Source organism: Streptomyces desertarenae (assembly GCF_042681365.1).
GTDB lineage: Bacteria > Actinomycetota > Actinomycetes > Streptomycetales > Streptomycetaceae > Streptomyces > Streptomyces desertarenae.
Genome location: NZ_JBHUFU010000001.1, coordinates 285,635 through 301,557, shown reverse-complemented (window position 1 = coordinate 301,557; position 15,923 = coordinate 285,635). Strand labels below are relative to the sequence as shown.

Genomic DNA, 15,923 nt, shown 5'->3' with positions numbered 1-15,923 from the left:
TGCCGTTGGAGGAGCGGGCGCTGGGCATCGCTGAGGCCGCCCTGGGCCCTAACCATCCCGACACCGCCCTCCGCCTAGGCAATCTCGCCCTCACTCTGGTTGAGCTGGGGCGGCACGCTGAAGCCCTGCCGTTGGCGGAACGGGCACTGACCATCACCGAGGCCGCCGTAGGGCCCGACCATCCCACTACCGCTACTAGTTTGGGCAACCTTGCTGGCACGTTGGGGATGCTGGGGGGGCACGCTGAGGCCCTGCCGTTGGCGGAACGGGCACTGACCATCACCGAGGCCGTCCTCGGCCCCAACCACCCCGACACCGCCCTCCGCCTAGGCAACCTCGCTTACACACTGTGGGGTCTGGGGCAGCGGGCGAAAGCCCTGCCGTTGGAGGAGCGGGCGCTGGGCATCGCTGAGGCCGCCCTGGGCCCTAACCATCCCGACACCGCCCTCCGCCTAGGCAACCTCGCCAGCACTCTGGTTGAGCTGGGGCGGCACGCTGAAGCCCTGCCGTTGGCGGAACGGGCACTGACCATCACCGAGGCCGTCCTCGGCCCCAACCACCCCGACACCGCCCTCTATCGGGTCGACTTGTCTCGTCTGAGACAGACGTTGGCCGATGGTGACAACGCTCCGCAGTGATTCAGATTCAAGGAGGCGTTTGTAGGCAACTGGTCGTCCTCGTGGCCTCAGCGGCAAGCAGTCGCACCATGCCCCGAGAGGCCGGCGGAGCGGCTTTGGGCGGGAGCTGCCTTGGGGCGAGAGATCGGGGCCCGTAAGCTTTTGGCGACTCGGGCGGTCTGTGGACCTGCCCGCTAATGCCCGATGTGGGCCCCGATCTTCGAGGCTCGCCCCAAGGTGGCTGCCTAAAGCCGTGGAGCCGACCGGGCCCAGCCACCGCGCTTCCCACGTCGGGCGGTCGCTCAGCCGCGCGGCCAGCGGACGCCGGGGCGGAGCGGGGCGGAGACAGGAGCGCAGGCCGGCGGGGAGCCGGGCCGCGCGCGGCGAGCGGAGCGAGCCGCCTTGACGCCGGGGTCGGCCCGGCCACCGTCGCCAAGTCCTACCAACTCCTGCGGGCCGTCCTGAACACGGCCGTCGACGACGGGTTGATCCGGCGCAATCCGTGCCGCATCAAGGGCGCCGGGGCGGTCAACCACGCCGAGCGGCCGTTCCTCTCGGTGCCGGAGGTGTACCGGCTCGCCGATGCCGTACCGTCCCGCTTCCGCGTCCTGGTCCTCCTCGCTGCCTTCTGCGCTCTCCGCTTCGGTGAGCCGACCGCCCTCCGACGCCGGGACATCGACCTGGAAACCCGCACGGTCTCCGTCCGCCGCTCGCTCGCCGAGACCCGTGCGGACGGGATCACCGTCAAGGCTCCCAAGAGCGCGGCCGGTGTCCGCACCGTGGCGTTCCCGGCCTCGCTCGTGCCGGAGCTGGCTCATCACCTGGACGAGTACGCCGAGGCCGGCCGCACCGGTCTGGTCTTCACCGGTGCCCGCGGCGGCGTGCTGCGCCGGAACAACTTCCGCCGTATCTGGCTCCGCGCCCTGGAGGCGACCGGCCTGGGTGACGTGCACTTCCACGATCTGCGGCACACCGGCAACACCCTCGCCGCGACCGGAGGTGCGACCACGCGCGAGCTGATGCAGCGGACGGGGCACTCGTCGGTCCGTGCCGCGCTGATCCACCAGCACTTCGTCAACGGCCGTGACCGCGAGATCGCCGACTACGTCGACGGCCAGATCCGCAGGGCGAAGTGGACTCCGGGTGGACTTTCTGGCACGTAGGTGGCACGGCGGCACCGAGCGGCCGGGAACGGCAGAGGCCCAGGTCTCCGGGTGTCTACCCGCTGACCTGGGCCTCTGCCTCGTCCTGCTGCCGGTGGGCGCAGACGGGTTCGAACCGCCGACATCTGCCTTGTAAGGGCAGCGCTCTACCGCTGAGCTATGCGCCCGGGGGTGGGCTCACAGCCTACCGTGCCGGAAGCGATGCGCCACAAACCGCGCGAGCTGGGGATAGCCCCACCCTCGGCCCGGTGGCGCGCGGGAGCACGGGCCCGGTGGCGCGCGGGATGCCGCGGCGGGGGCGGCGGCTCCTACCGTCGGAGGGGACGCGCCGATCCGCCGCGCCCGACCGATGGGAGACGCCCCGATGACCACCGAGACCCGCCGCAGCACCGTCCGCGCCCTGGTGGCCGTCGCCATGGCGGTCGCGGCCACCGCGGGGATGGCCGGCTGCGTCGACGCCGACGACGCCCCTCCCGAGCACCGCGTCTTCGGCCTCGGCCAGGAGCGGCGGACGCTGGTGGTCGATGTGGACGACTCGCCGCTGGAGCTGGTCGCCGCCGACCGCGGGGACGTGCGGGTCACCCGCTGGTTCGACGGTCTCGCCTACGGCGGCAGCACGGGCGCGCGGTGGTCCTTCGAGGACGGCACCCTCTCCCTGGGGCCGAGGTGCAAGGGGCCGGCGAGCTGCGACATCCGGCACCGGGTCGAGGTGCCGCACGGGGTGGCGGTGCGGGTGGTCAGCGACAACGGCGACGTCACCGTCCGGGGACTCCGCGCCGCGCTCGCCGTCGAGGCGGACAACGGGACGGTGCGGGTGCGGGACGTGTCCGGGCCGCTGGAGCTCAGCGGTGACAACGGTTCCGTGGAGGCCACCGGCGTCCGCTCCCGCGAGGTCACCGCCGAGACCGACAACGGCAGGCTGAAGCTCGCCCTGGCCGAGGTGCCCGAGGAGGTGGCGGCCCGCAGCCACAACGGCTCGGTCACCGTCGAGCTGCCGCGCGCCCGGTACCGCGTGGACGCCGGGGCGCACAACGGCAGTACCCGGGTCGAGGTGCCGCGCGACGCCGGCAGCGGGCACACCGTCACCGCCCGCAGCTCCAACGGGGACGTGACGGTGCGCACGGCGGAGTGATCTCTGCCGGTGTGTTCGCGGATCCCGGGTGGGAGAATGGCATCCGGGCCGGCGAGCACCTACGGGGAGAGGACACGCGTGGCGAGTGCGAACGGTGGCGGCACGCGCCGCTGGGGCTGGGGAGGCGGCGGACGCGCCGAGAGCCGCCGTGCCGAGGCCCAGGCCGCCCGGGACGCGGCGGCCGCGGCGTTCTACGAGCTGGACACCGCCCAGCGCGACCTGCGGATCTCCATCGAGACGCTCGGCGCCGTCGACGACTCCCCGGCCGTGCGCCGGGCCGTGGCCGACTTCGCGGAGTTCGGGCGGCGGATCGACCGGGTCAGCCACGAGTACATCACCGCTGTGGACGCCCACGACCTGGACCGCGACGACCTGGACTCCGACACCGCCGCGCGCGCCCGCCAGGCCCTGACCGCGGCCAGGGAGGAGTTGGAGCGCACCCGCGAGGAGCTGGAGCGGTTCGGGCGGGGGCTCGCCCCGCTGCTGGAGAAGGCCGAGACCCAGCTGGCCCGGCTGGCTCCCGCCGTGGAGCGGGCCCGGCAGGCGCTGCTGGCCGCCACCGGGGCGCTGGACTCCGTGCGGGCCTCGGGGCTGCGGGCCGACGACCTGGCCGCCCGGCTGGCCGCCCTCTCCCCGGAGCTGACGAAGCTGAACGAGGGCGCGGGACGCCACGGGGTCCGGGAGACCCTCCAGCGCGCCGACCGGCTGCTGCGCGAGGCGGAGGCGGTGCGCGGGGAGGCCGAGCGGCTGCCGGAGCGGGCGGCCGAGATCGACCGCCGGCTCGGTTCGCTGCGGACCCGCGCCCAGGCGCTGCAGACCCGGGCGGGCGCGGTCGAGCCGGTCCTGAGCGAGCTGCGGCGGCGGTTCACCGCGGCGTGCTGGGAGGACCTCCAGCAGGTGCCCGAGCAGGCGGGGCGGGCGGTGCGGCAGGCGGAGGAGCGGCTGGCCGAGGCGCGCCGGGCGCGGGAGGAGCAGCGGTGGGCGGACGCCACCGCGCTGCTGTCGACGGTGCGGGCGCTGCTGAACGACGCGGACGAGGCGGTGTCGGCCGCCGGGGACCGCCTCCGGCGGCTCAACGACGTCTCCTTCGACCACTCCGACGAGGTGGAGCGGGTGCGCTTCGCCATCCGCGACGCCCAGCGGCTGGCGATGGACGGGCGCAGCCATCCCGATCCCCGGCACGCGGGCCCGCTGGACGGTGCGGTGGCCCGGCTGGAGCAGGCGGAGGCGGAGCTGTCGGGGCGGCATCCGGACTGGTGGCGCTTCCTGAGGGAGCTGGACGCCATCCGCGGGACGGTGGCACGGGTGGTGCAGGAGATACGGCGGGAGCGGGCGGCGGGCGCCTGACCGCCCCGCTGGAGCGGCTCGGTGCCGGCGCGGCCGCTCCGACCTCGTACGACGTGTCCCGTGCCGGGCCCCGCCGGGTTGTCCACAGCCTGTCCGTCGTGGTTGACCTGCGGCTATCCTGCTCGCATGCCCCGTTATGAGTTCCGTTGCCGCTCCTGCGGCACGACGTTCGAGGTCAACCGTCCGATGGCCGAGTCCGGTGCGCCCGCGAGCTGCCCGGAGGGCCACGACGACACGGTGAAGCTGCTGTCCACCGTGGCCGTGGGCGGCGGTGCCGCCCGGTCCTCCGCCCCCGCGCCGAGCGGCGGCGGCGGCGGTGGCGGGTGCTGCGGGGGCGGCTGCTGCGGCTGAGCCCCGGGGCCCCGGGCGGGCGGCTACCGCCTGCGGGCGATCGTCATCCCGTCGGCGACGGTCAGCAGGACGGCCTCGGTGCGCCCGTCGGCGGCCACGTGGTCGTTGAAGGCGCGGATGGCGGCGGCGTTGCCGGTGGCGTCCGGGTCGGCGACCTCGCCGTGGAAGAGCACGTTGTCGGCGACGATCAGCCCGCCCGGCCGCATGCGCGGCACCAGCTCCTCCCAGTAGCGGACGTAGTTGCCCTTGTCCGCGTCGAGGTAGGCCAGGTCGATCCACGGTTCGGCGGGAAGGGCGCGCAGGGTGTCCAGGGCGGGTGCGAGGCGCAGGTCGATGCGGTCGGCGACGCCCGCCCGCTGCCACGCCTCGCGCGCCAGGGCCGTCCACTCCTCGGAGATGTCGCAGGCGATCAGCCGGCCGTCCTCGGGCAGGGCCCGGGCCATGGCCAGGGCCGAGAAGCCGGTGAAGGTGCCGACCTCCACGATGCGGCGGGCGCCGGTCAGCCGGACGAGGAGGGCCAGCAGCGGCGCCTGCTCCTGGGCGGACTGCATCCCGGCCCGCTCGGGGAAGCGGGCGCGCGTGGTCTCCACCAGTTCCCGCAGGGCGGGTTCGAGCGGCGGGTTGTGTTCGAGGACGTACCGGTACAGCGCGTCCGTCCGGGCGGGGCGCTTGTCGCGGGGCGGTGGTGCGGTCATACCGGCATCGTCGCTCACCGGCGCCCGCACCGCAGCAGCATCTCCCGCGCGATGCGCTCCCCGGCCGCCGCTCCCCGCTCCGGCAGGGCGGTGATGTGCGGGGCCGTCCAGCCCAGGTCGGCCAGTTCCCCGTGGCCGGGGCGCCAGCCGGCGTCGGCGGCGAGCAGCAGGTCGGCGTCGAGGAGGGAGTCCCCGGCGGCCAGCACCTCGTCGGCCCCGGTGCGGCGGGCGACCTCGGCGACGGCGGCGCTCTTGGTCAGCGGGCGGGGGACGGCGTAGACCTTGCGGCCCTGGAGGGAGACCGTCCAGCCGCGCGGCCCGGCCCAGTCGGCCAGTTCCTTCACCCAGGTGTCGGGGAGTCCCGCGCGGTCGACGACCAGGTAGGCGAACAGGTCCTCGGCGACGCGCTCCTTGAGCAGCCAGGCGGGGTCGGCGGTGCCCACCATGCGGGCGCGGACCTCCTCCAGCGAGGCGCAGTCGGCGTCCAGGGCGCGGCGCACCCGGGCGTGCCAGGCGGGGTCGGAGACGCCGTCCACCAGCAGGTGGCCGCCGTTGGCGCAGACCGCGTAGGCCGGGGGCGGCCCGGGCAGGTGGATGCGCCCGTACTGCTCGCGGGTGCGGGTGGTGGTGGGGACCAGGGCCCCCCGCCCGGCCAGTTCGGCCAGCAGGGCGGCGGCGGTCTCGGTGACGTACGACAGGGGCTTGGACCGGTAGACCTCCACGCACAGCAGCCGGGGGGCCTCGGCGTCGGGCACGGTCAGGTCGAGGGCGGCGGCGGAGTAGATGAGGGTGCGGTCCAGGTCGCTGGCGACGAGGGGGCGGGGAGGGGTCACCGCACGGCCCTTCCGTCGGTGCCGGTCGCGCCGCGCGTGTAGCGGGGGTGGATGAGGCCGACGCAGGAGTAGGGCAGGTCGTCGGTCTCCTCGACGGGCACGCCCCGCTGCTCCGCGAGCAGCCGTATGTGGTCCAGGTCGGCGCCCGCGCCGCGCCGGGCGAGGACGCGCCAGGGGACGCGGCGCAGCAGTACCCGGGTGGTCTCGCCGACGCCGGGCTTGACGAGGTTGACGTCCCCGATGCCGTACTCCTCGCTGATCCGCTCGACCGCCCGCCAGCCGGCCCAGGTGGGGGCGCGGTCGGCGGCGAGCAGGTCCCGGGCGGAGGCGGCGGCGCCGGCGCGCACCGCGTCGAAGCGGGCCTCGACGGTCTCCAGGAAGTGCCGGGAGACGTCCGCGCCGGCCAGTTCGCGGTAGAACTTCGCGCCGTGGAAGTCGCCGGGGCCGACGAGGTCGGCGCGGAGCACGGTGCGTGAGACCAGGCCGGAGACGGTGGAGTTGAGGCAGGCCGACGGGATGAGGAAGTCCTCACGGGTGCCGTAGGTGCGCACGCAGCCGCCGGGGTCGGCCAGGACGGCGATGTCCGGGTCGAAGCCGGGGAAGGGCCGCAGCGCGTCGGCGAGTTCGCGGGTGATGGCGCCCTTGCCGGTCCAGCCGTCGACGAAGACGACGCCGGCCGGGTCGTGGTGGGCGGCCAGCCAGCGCAGGGCGGTGGTGTCGATGCCGCGCCCGCGGACGATGGAGACGGCGTAGTGCGGCAGGTCCAGGCCGTGGACGTGCCGGGCCCAGCGGCGCATCAGCACCCCGACGGGCGTGCCGGCGCGGGCGAGGGAGGCCAGGACGATGCCGCGGCCCCGCTCGGCGAGCAGGACGTCGGTGACGGTGCCGACCGCGTGGGCGACGCGGTCGGCGGAGGCCTCCAGGGCCTGGTGGAACAGCCTCTGGTACTCCCGGCTCGGCTGGTACTCCACCGGCAGCGACTCGGCGTAGTGGGCGCCGCCGGACTGGATGGCCTCCTCGCGCTCCTCGGTGGGGGCCTCCAGGCGGACGCCGGAGAGGTCCTGGAGGAGCCAGCCGACGTCGTCGGCGTCGTAGGAGGAGAACTCCGGGCCGCGCAGCGGGGAGGGCAGGGGCAGGTGGGAGGGGACGACGGCGAGCAGCACCCGCCCGGTGTGGGCGGCGAGGTGGGCGAGCAGGCCGTCGGGGGCGTGGAGGGCCGGGGTGTCGGCGGCGGAGTCCACCACGGCGACGACGGCGTCGAACCCCTGCCCGGCGACGTTGTAGGCGTAGCGCGGGCCCGGTCCGTCGGCGGGGTCGTCGTGGGCGGGGAAGACCAGGCGGGTGCGGATCGCGTAGCCGGGTTCGTCGACCGCCAGGACGGGCGAGCGGGTGGTGGTGGAGAAGCGGACCTCGGCGTCGGTGGCGCCGGTGAGGGCGTCGGCCAGCCGCAGCGGCGCGTACATCAGCTCCTCGCAGCCCAGGACGAGCACCCGGCGTGCCCCGTCGGGCAGTTCCGCGGCGATCCGGTCGGCCATCCGCGGCAGGGCGGCCTCCAGCCGGGCGCGGTGGGCGGGGGTGAAGCCGTGCCGGCCGCCGTCGGGCAGGCCCGGCGGCCAGCCCAGGTCGACGCGGTGCACCGGGTACGGGCCCCCGGCGGGCGGGGGCGGCGGGGCGTCGTGGGCCCGGGCCAGGGCGGCGCCGCGCTCCAGCACGTCCCCGGGCAGGCGGACGGTGCCGGTGGCCAGGGCCACCACGTCGATGCGGGCGCCGAGGTCGGCGGCGAACTTCTCCAGCCGGGCGCGGTCGGCCTCTCCGCGCAGGTCGGTGAGGGCGACGATCACGTACCGCTCGCGCGGGAAGACGCGGTGGAGGGCGGCGACGGTGTTCAGGACGGTGGTGCCGGTGGAGAACTCGTCGTCCACCAGGACCAGGGGGCCTCCCCCGGCGAGCAGTGCGGGGTCCTCGGGCAGCAGCAGGTGGGAGGTGGCGTGGGAGTGCTCCTCCTCGAAGCCGCCCACGGGCTCCGCCCCGGGGACGGGGCGGCGGGTGGAGTGGAGGTAGGGGGCGGTGCCCAGGCCGTCGGCGACGCTGTGGCCGAGCGCGGTGGCCGTCTCGGCGTAGCCGAGGACGACGGCGCGGTCGGCGTCCTTGCCCAGCAGGACGCGCACCCTCTCGCCCAGGCCGAGTCCGGTGCCGTGGACGATCTGCGGGAGCTGCGGCACGTGCTTGCCCAGGACCCGGGAGACCAGCAGGTGGGCGCGGCGGGGGTTGCGGCGCAGGGCCAGGCCGACCAGGTCGCGCAGGGCGCCGGCCTCGCCCGGGGGCGCCTCCAGCCGCACGTCCAGCCGCTGTGCGACCCACTCGCCCGGCCAGCGTCCGGCGCCGGGGTCCCGCCCGGGGCCGTCCGCCCCGGGCGTCTCCGCCGCCGTGCCGTCCGCGCGTGCTTCCGGGGCCGCCGACCGTGCCCGCCCGTGTGCTTCCGTCACCCGTGCCGTCCCGCCGTCCGTGTCCGTCGTGGTCTTCGTCCGTGGTGCGCTCATGTGGCCGTCCCCGCCGCCAGCAGCTCGACGAACCCCACTCCCTCGCGCGCGACGCCGAAGACCTCGGCGCGCCGCAGGGTGCGCTCGGCCCAGGCGCGGTGCGGCTTCACCTCGTTCATCTTGTTGGTGTACGCCGACCGCAGCACACCGCCCCCGCCGCACTCGGGCCGCAGGATGTCCGTGGCGTCGCTGAACTCCTCGTGGCTGACCACCGACAGGGCGTGCACGGGTGCCACGTGGGAGGGGTGGATGCAGGTCTTGCCCGTCAGGCCGTTGGCCCGGTCGAGTTCGATCTCGCGCAGCAGCCCGTCCATGTCGTGCTCGATCAGCGCGGTGCGCAGCTCCTCGGCGCGGCCGGTGAACGGGCTGCGGCGCAGCTGCGGCTTGAACATCCGCTCCTGGAGGCGGAAGTACTCCCACACCGGGCCGGTGACGGTGAAGCCCGTCCCGTCGGCGCGGCCGAACACGTTGACGACGTCGGCGATGACGGAAGCGACGATCTGGACGTCGTAGGCGGTCATCTCGGGGCTGCGGCGCAGTCCGTAGGCGGAGCAGAAGTCGGTGACGCCGAGGCGGAGCGCCAGGACGCGCTCGCGGTACTTGTCGACGGCGCGGGCGATGCCCGCCAGCGTCTCCGCGCGCGTCTCCAGGTGCAGCAGTTCGGGGGATTCCAGGACGGGCATGGCGAACAGCCGCCGCCCGCAGGCCGATTCGGCCTCCTCCAGCGCCTCCAGGAAGGGAAGGCCGCGTTCCTCGGTGAACTTGGGGAGCACGAAACCGGACAGCAGGCGTACGGCAGGACCCAGGCGGCGGACGAGACCGGTGATCTGTCCGGGCTCGCGGACGCGGACGAACAGCAGCGGCGGCTCGTCGACGCCCGTGCCGGTACCGTCGGCCAGCGCGGTGAGCTGGTCCACCAGGTTCTCCTCGGCTCCGGTCACGTCCGCGTCGCCTATGGAGTCCTCCAGGCAGAGGACCATGGACAGCACTCCGCCGCGTCCCTGCTTGAGCACGTCCTCGGCGAGCCGGGGGCGGGTGGCGGGGCTGTAGAGGGTGGCGCCCAGGGCCACCGAGAGCAGCCCGGCCGGGGAGTGCGAGGAGAACTCGACCGGCTCCTGGTGGAACAGCTCGCTCCGGATCTCGGGCAGAAGGTGTCCGAAATGCCGCACAGGACCCCCGTTTCCTTACCGGTCTCATGGCTTTCATGACCGCGAACCGGCCAATCATCCCTTGCACAGTACGCATGTGCGTGGCTCGAAAGTTACTCCACGCCCGAACAAAACATTACTTACGGACAAAATCCAGGGGTCATCACCCTCGCGTTGTCCGCGCGCGCCGGGGCAGGCAGGATGGCCGTATGACGCACGCGATGCTGAAGGGCTCGAACATCCAGCTCCAGGCGACGGCCGTGCGTGCCGTGCTGCGCTGGACACCGGGCACGGGCGTGCGCGCCGTCGACGCCTCCGCCCTGCTGCTGGGCGCGGACGGGCGCGTGCGCTCCGACGAGGACTTCGTCTTCTACAACCAGCCGCGGCATCCCTCCGGGCTGGTCCGGTACCTGCCCAGGCGGCACGAGCCCGAGGGCCTGACCGACACCGTCGAGGTGGACCTGGCCGGGCTCGATCCCACCGTGGAGCGGGTGATGCTGTCGGCGTCGGCGGACGGCGGCACCTTCGCGGAGGTGCGCGACCTGGTGCTGCTGATGGTGGACGCCGGCAGCGGTGAGACGGTCGCCCGCTTCGAGATCCGCCCGGAGACGGGCTCGGAGACGGCGCTGATCTGCGGCGAGCTGTACCGGCGCGGGGACGGCTGGAAGTTCCGGGCGCTGGGCCAGGGCTACGACACCGGGCTGACGGGGCTGGCCACGGACTTCGGCATCACGGTCGAGGAGGGCGCGCCGGAGACGGCGGACGGCCCGGAGCAGACGATCCCGCAGCCGCCTCCCGAGCCGGACTTCCCCGAACCGGACCCGGCGCCCGAGCCCCGCCCGGAGCCGCAGCCGCACCCCGAGCCCCCTCCCGGCCCCACCCCTCCGCCGCCGCGGCCCGTCCCCGGACCCACGCCCGGCCCCGACCCGCTGCCGGAGCCCGACCCGCAGCCGGAGCCGGCCGCCGCGGCCCCGGTCACCCACCCGACCGCGCCGGTGCCCGCGCAGCCCCCCGCGGGGCTGCCCCCGGTTCCGTCCGCCCCCCCGGCGCAGCCCGCCTACGGCTATCCGCAGCCGCCGCCGCACGCGCCGCGGCACCCGCAGCCCGCCTACGGGTATCCGCACCCCCCGGTGCCGCCGCCTCCGGCGCAGCCGCCCACCCTCCCGCCCGCGGCTCCCCCGCCGGTGACGGGGGCCCCTGTGGCGCAGCCCGCCTACGGCTACCCGCAGCCCGACCCGGCCTTCACGCTGCCCCCCCAGGGGCCGCAGTTCCTGGGGCGCTGACCGGCCGGCCGCCCGCACCGGGGCTCCGGGCGCGGGCGGCTGCCGACGGCGGCGGACGGTCGGGGAATCAGGCCCGGGAGGTCTTCTTCTTGTAGCCCCGCCCCCACTGCAGGCCCCAGCCGTAGAGCCGGTCCAGCTCGGACTGGAAGCCGTAGACGTAGCGCACCTCGCGCCGCACCACCAGGCCGTTCCTGCCGTCGTGCTCGATCAGCACCACCGCGCACGAGCGGGCCTCGGGAGCGCGTTCGTCGAGTCCGATCTCGATGCGGGGCCCGTTGCCGGGGATGAGGGTGACCACGGCCTGCGTACGGTCGAAGGCCGGGGTGCCGTCGTAGATGTAGACGAAGACGAGGAGCCGTTTGATCTCGTCCTTGTGGTCGAGGTTGACGTAGACGGTCTCGCCCGACGAGCCGCCGAACCGGTCGTCGCCGCTGAGCTTGACGTACGGCGGCGCGTTGATCTCCCCCAGCAGGCCGCCCAGCGGCTGGACGACGCCCTTGGAGCCGTCCTTCAGCTCGTACATGCAGGCCAGGTCGAGGTCGACCGTCACCATGCCCTGCGTGTGGCCCTGCACCGGCACCGGCTTGAACGCCTGGAGCGGATTGCGGAGCAGGCCGCCGCGCCGCGGCCGCCCGTCGAAGTCGGACGAGCGCATCCGCCAGGAGAGGTTGATCTGCAGGTGGCCGCTGTCGGCGCCCTGCCGGGTGAGCGAGATCGTCGGATGCCGCCTGGTCAGCTCCACCGCATAGGTCGACGGGCCGCCGACGGTGTCGAACCTCGGGCCCCTGCGCATCCCGCCGCGCCAGTTCTCCCACAGGGAGACCATGCCTTCCTACCCCCAACTCCCGAGCGGACCGTCCGTCCGCGCCGCACGTGGTGCCGCGGCGCACGGTGCGCCGCGCGTCATGCCGCGGGGGCGGCCCCGAGGCCTCGCCTCGTGGCCGCCCCCGCACAGAGCGTTCCGCAATCGGGGAGCCGTCACACCCCGGAGGGGACTTCCGGCTTCTTCGCCGGGGTGCCGCCCTCGCCGCCGCCCTTGGCCGCGTCGATGCGGTTGTGCCGCACCGAGGTCCAGAAGGCCGAACCGATCAGGGCGACGCCGATGAGGCCGGTGACGACCTCGTTGACGTGCCACCTGATGGTGATCAGCAGCAGGATGCCCAGGGCGCCGATGGCGTAGTGGGCGCCGTGCTCCAGGTAGCGGTACTCGTCCAGGGTGCCCTGCCGGACCAGGTAGACGGTCAGGGACCGGACGTACATCGCGCCGATGCCCAGGCCGAGGGCGATGATGACCGGGTCGTTGGTGATGGCGAAGGCGCCGATCACGCCGTCGAAGGAGAAGGAGGCGTCCAGGACCTCCAGGTAGAGGAACATGAAGAACGCGGCCTTGCCCGCCAGCCGGACGGCCGAGGGCTCCTTGCCGGCGCGCCGGGCGGCCTCCTCGGCCTCGTGCTCCTGCTCCTCCTCCTCTTCGATCTTGTTCTCGAAGTGGCTGGAGAGGCCGTTGACGATCAGGTAGGTGAGCAGACCGGCGATGCCCGCGAGGTAGACCGTCGCGGACTCGTCGGCGTGGCCGTCGTAGAGCACGGCGTGGGTGCCCAGGACGGAGCCCGAGATCAGCAGGGCGATCAGGGCGACGACCACCGAGAGCCCCTCGACCCGCCCGAAGCGGGACAGCGGGCGCTCGATCACCTTGAGCCAGTGGATGTCGCGGTCCCCGTCGAAGATGAAGTTGAGGAAGATCATCAGCAGGAACATGCCGCCGAAGGCCGCGATCGCCGGGTGGGCGTCGGTGACCAGCTGCTCGTAGCGCTCCTGGTCGTTCAGCGCCAGGTCGACCGCCTCGATCGGCCCGAGCTGCGCCGAGACCGAGACGATCACGATGGGAAAGACCAGGCGCATGCCGAAGACGGCGATGAGGATGCCGATGGTGAGGAAGATCTTCTGCCAGAAGTCGTTCATCTTCTTCAACACGCCGGCGTTGACGACGGCGTTGTCGAAGGACAGCGAGATCTCCAGGATGGAGAGGATTCCCACCAGGGCGAAAGCCTCCCACCCCCCGAACAAGAAGGCGGTGACAAGCCCGGCGGCGGTGACGCCGAAGGACCAGCCGAATGTCCTTAGAACCACTGACTACCCAATCTTCTCTGTCGTGGGAATCCCCCCGCGCCGTGGGCGGTGGGGCCGCTGCTCGCGGTCCGCTTTACGAAACGTTGACCCCGAAGTCTAGGGCGATGCCCCTCAGCCCCGACGCATACCCCTGTCCCACCGCACGGAACTTCCACTCGCCGCCGTACCGGTACAGTTCGCCGAAGATCATGGCCGTCTCCGAGGAGGCGTCCTCGGTGAGGTCGTAGCGGGCCAGCTCGACGCCGTCGGCCTGGTTCACCACGCGGATGTAGGCATCGGTGACCTGCCCGAACGTCTGCCGGCGCGCGTCGGCGTCGTGGATCGACACCGCGAAGACGACCTTGTCGGCCTGCTGGGGCACCCGGGCGAGGTCCACCAGGATCGTCTCGTCGTCGCCGCCGACCGTGCCGCCGACCAGTTCGTCACCGGTGTGCTCGACCGAGCCGTCGGGGCTGGTGAGGTTGTTGTAGAAGACGAAGTACTCGTCGCCGAGCACCCGGCCGCCCGCGCACAGCAGCGCACTGGCGTCCAGGTCGAACCCCGCACCCGTGGTGGAGCGGGCCTTCCAGCCGAGGCCGACCTGGACCTGGGTCAGGTTCGGTGCTGCCTTCGAGAGGGAGACGTTGCCCCCCTTGGCGAGCGTGACGCCCATGATCTTCTTCCTCTCCCGATGCGATGCGCCCAGTGTTGCGAAACCACCCGGCGCCGCACACCTCCCGGACGTGGAAGTCTGCGGCGCCGGACACTGCCGGAACCGGGTGCAACCGGCCGGCGGTGTGGTGCGTACGGGCCCGCGGCTCAGACGTTGACGCCGAAGTCCTGCGCGATGCCCCGCAGGCCCGAGGCGTAGCCCTGGCCGATGGCCCGGAACTTCCACTCGGCACCGTGGCGGTAGAGCTCGCCGAAGACCATGGCGGTCTCGGTGGAGGCGTCCTCGCTGAGGTCGTAGCGGGCCAGCTCCCGGCCGTCGGCCTGGTTCACCACGCGGATGTAGGCGTTGCGGACCTGGCCGAAGCTCTGCTGGCGGGCCTCGGCCTCGTAGATCGACACCGGGAACACGATCTTGGCGACGTCCGCCGGTACCGCGGCGAGGTTCACCTTGATGACCTCGTCGTCCCCGTCGCCCTCGCCGGTGAGGTTGTCACCGGTGTGCTCCACGGAGCCGTCGGGGCTGGTGAGGTTGTTGAAGAAGACGAAGTTCTGGTCGTTGGCGACCTTCCCCTCGGCGTTGGTCAGCAGTGCGCTGGCGTCCAGGTCGAAGTCCGCGCCCGTGGTGGTGCGGGCGTCCCAGCCCAGACCCACCACGACGGCGGTCAGGTTCGGGGCTTCCTTGGTCAGCGAGACGTTGCCGCCCTTGCTGAGGCTGACTCCCACGAGTCCTCCCGGTTGTTCTCGGGGAGCACGGTGTGCCCCCGAATGCGTATGCCGTAGACAACGAGCCGATCCTAGTGATCGGTTCCCTCCGGCCGCAGGGGCTTGCGCCCGCGCGGCCACCCGCGCGGCTAGAGGTTCTCGAGGGCCTTCGCGTACTCGTTCAGGTCCCGCGCGTCGGGCAGCGCGTTGACGACGCTCCAGCGCACCACGCCCTCCTTGTCGATCACGAAGGTGCCCCGCAGCGCGCAGCCCTTCTCCTCGTCGAAGACGCCGTACTCCCGCGCGGCGCGGCCGTGCGGCCAGAAGTCCGACAGCAGCGGGTAGCCCAGGCCCTCCTGCTCGGCGAAGACGCGCAGCGTGAAGGGCGAGTCACAGGAGACCGCCAGGAGCTGGACGTCGTCGTTGACGAAACGGGGCAGCTCGTCGCGCAGGGCGCACAGCTCCCCGGTGCACACCCCGGTGAAGGCGAAGGGGTAGAAGAGCAGGACGACGTTCTTGCGTCCGCGGAAGTCGGAGAGCCGGACGGTCTCCCCGTGCTGGTTCCTCAGTTCGAACTCCGGGGCCTTGGTGCCCGCCTCGATCGCCATCGGCGTTCCCTTCGGTAGGTGACGGCCCCAACCCTACGCAGCGAGCCCCCGTGCGGCGGAGGCCGCACGGGGGCTCGGGGGTGGGGCGCCGGCGCCGCCGGCCGGTCAGCGCTTTCCGGTGCGGGCGGTCTTCGGGGTGACCAGGCGGTTGCCCGTCCAGTCCTTGCCCGCGTTGACGGTGCTGGTCTGGGCCAGGCCCGCCGTCTGGGCGGCCTCGCCGATCTCGCTCGGCTCGACGTATCCGTCGCGACCGGTCTTCGGCGTCATCAGCCAGACCGGGGCTCCGTCCTCGATCAACGTGATGGCGTCCACCAGCGCGTCCGTCAGGTCACCGTCGTCCTCGCGGAACCACAGGACCACGGCGTCGGCCATGTCGTCGTAGTCTTCGCCGACGAGCTCCTGGCCCGTGATGGCCTCGATTCCCTCACGGAGTGCCTGCTCGGCGTCGTCGTCGTAACCGAGCTCCTGGACCACCTGCCCGGGCTGGAAACCCAGCCTTGCGGCGGGGTTGGTCCGCTCCTCCGCGTGGTCCGCGGTCGCGCTCACGGATTGCCTCCTGTCGTCTTTCGAAAGTAGTGGGTGCCCGCGCAGACGCGCGGGGCATGGGGCGTAGTCCACACGGGCCGGACCGATCGCGCAAGTACCCGGCCGCCGGGCCCGCCCAAACGTTGACGTGTCGCCGCACACCACCTGAACCAGCATGACGCGCGGCACGGCCGTACG

At 73.4% G+C, this 15,923-nt stretch carries 15 protein-coding genes, 1 tRNA gene and 1 pseudogene; 6 read left to right on the top strand and 11 right to left on the bottom strand.

Annotated elements, in window-relative coordinates:
- Window positions 1-638 (top strand): tetratricopeptide repeat protein (locus tag ACFSJS_RS01280; protein WP_380895718.1); only part of this gene is annotated, 638 nt, incomplete at its 5' end.
- A gap of 380 nt (window positions 639-1,018) precedes the next feature.
- Window positions 1,019-1,780: pseudogene (locus ACFSJS_RS01275) on the top strand (tyrosine-type recombinase/integrase); the annotation flags it as partial.
- Window positions 1,781-1,875: 95 nt separating this feature from the next.
- Here the strand turns inward: ACFSJS_RS01275 and ACFSJS_RS01270 are convergent.
- Window positions 1,876-1,947 (bottom strand) — tRNA-Val (locus ACFSJS_RS01270).
- A 197-nt stretch (window positions 1,948-2,144) separates the two neighbouring features.
- Between ACFSJS_RS01270 and ACFSJS_RS01265 the strand changes: the two genes are divergently transcribed.
- The 3 genes from ACFSJS_RS01265 (at window position 2,145) to ACFSJS_RS01255 (ending at window position 4,610) form a co-directional block, all read left to right on the top strand.
- Complete coding sequence (locus ACFSJS_RS01265) at window positions 2,145-2,912, top strand: DUF4097 family beta strand repeat-containing protein (protein WP_380895714.1); 768 nt, start codon at window positions 2,145-2,147, stop codon at window positions 2,910-2,912.
- 36 nt (window positions 2,913-2,948) lie between these two features.
- On the top strand, window positions 2,949-4,259 hold the full coding sequence (locus ACFSJS_RS01260; RefSeq protein ID WP_380895712.1) for a coiled-coil domain-containing protein: 1,311 nt from the start codon (window positions 2,949-2,951) through the stop codon (window positions 4,257-4,259).
- Between the two features lie 126 nt (window positions 4,260-4,385).
- A complete protein-coding gene (locus ACFSJS_RS01255) occupies window positions 4,386-4,610 on the top strand; it encodes an FmdB family zinc ribbon protein (RefSeq protein WP_380895710.1) in 225 nt (74 codons plus the stop codon).
- 23 nt (window positions 4,611-4,633) lie between these two features.
- Here ACFSJS_RS01255 and ACFSJS_RS01250 read toward each other — a convergent pair whose 3' ends face one another.
- Genes ACFSJS_RS01250 through ACFSJS_RS01235 form a run of 4 tightly spaced genes read right to left on the bottom strand, consistent with a single transcriptional unit; the run spans window position 4,634 to window position 9,847 of the window.
- The gene (locus tag ACFSJS_RS01250) at window positions 4,634-5,305 is read right to left on the bottom strand and encodes an O-methyltransferase (RefSeq protein WP_380895708.1); all 672 of its coding nucleotides are present in this window, start codon (window positions 5,303-5,305) and stop codon (window positions 4,634-4,636) included.
- A 14-nt stretch (window positions 5,306-5,319) separates the two neighbouring features.
- Entirely contained in the window at window positions 5,320-6,138 is an 819-nt protein-coding gene (locus ACFSJS_RS01245) for an HAD family hydrolase (protein ID WP_380895706.1), read from the bottom strand.
- Window positions 6,135-8,678 (bottom strand): phosphoribosyltransferase, encoded by a 2,544-nt coding sequence (locus ACFSJS_RS01240; protein ID WP_380895705.1) that lies wholly within the window; start codon window positions 8,676-8,678, stop codon window positions 6,135-6,137. Before ACFSJS_RS01240 ends, ACFSJS_RS01245 begins: the two co-directional genes overlap by 4 nt.
- Window positions 8,675-9,847, bottom strand: coding sequence for an HpcH/HpaI aldolase/citrate lyase family protein (locus ACFSJS_RS01235; protein ID WP_380895703.1), 1,173 nt, complete (start codon window positions 9,845-9,847; stop codon window positions 8,675-8,677). The genes ACFSJS_RS01240 and ACFSJS_RS01235 overlap by 4 nt, the downstream gene beginning before the upstream one ends.
- A 188-nt stretch (window positions 9,848-10,035) precedes the next feature.
- On the opposite strand from ACFSJS_RS01235, the gene ACFSJS_RS01230 reads away from it, so the two are divergent.
- Complete coding sequence (locus tag ACFSJS_RS01230) at window positions 10,036-11,109, top strand: TerD family protein (RefSeq protein ID WP_380895701.1); 1,074 nt, start codon at window positions 10,036-10,038, stop codon at window positions 11,107-11,109.
- 67 nt (window positions 11,110-11,176) lie between these two features.
- On the opposite strand, the gene ACFSJS_RS01225 is transcribed toward ACFSJS_RS01230, so the two are convergent.
- From ACFSJS_RS01225 to ACFSJS_RS01200, 6 genes are all read right to left on the bottom strand, one after another.
- Complete coding sequence (locus ACFSJS_RS01225; RefSeq protein ID WP_380895700.1) at window positions 11,177-11,935, bottom strand: TerD family protein; 759 nt, start codon at window positions 11,933-11,935, stop codon at window positions 11,177-11,179.
- Between the two features lie 152 nt (window positions 11,936-12,087).
- Window positions 12,088-13,239, bottom strand: coding sequence for a DUF475 domain-containing protein (locus tag ACFSJS_RS01220; protein ID WP_380895698.1), 1,152 nt, complete (start codon window positions 13,237-13,239; stop codon window positions 12,088-12,090).
- Between the two features lie 73 nt (window positions 13,240-13,312).
- Entirely contained in the window at window positions 13,313-13,891 is a 579-nt protein-coding gene (locus ACFSJS_RS01215) for a TerD family protein (protein WP_380895696.1), read from the bottom strand.
- 146 nt (window positions 13,892-14,037) lie between these two features.
- Window positions 14,038-14,613, bottom strand: a complete 576-nt coding sequence (locus ACFSJS_RS01210; RefSeq protein ID WP_380895694.1) for a TerD family protein — start codon at window positions 14,611-14,613, stop codon at window positions 14,038-14,040.
- Between the two features lie 128 nt (window positions 14,614-14,741).
- A complete protein-coding gene (locus ACFSJS_RS01205; protein ID WP_380895692.1) occupies window positions 14,742-15,200 on the bottom strand; it encodes a peroxiredoxin in 459 nt (152 codons plus the stop codon).
- 105 nt (window positions 15,201-15,305) lie between these two features.
- Window positions 15,306-15,746, bottom strand: coding sequence for a DUF3052 domain-containing protein (locus tag ACFSJS_RS01200; protein ID WP_380895690.1), 441 nt, complete (start codon window positions 15,744-15,746; stop codon window positions 15,306-15,308).
- Window positions 15,747-15,923 lie beyond the last annotated feature (177 nt).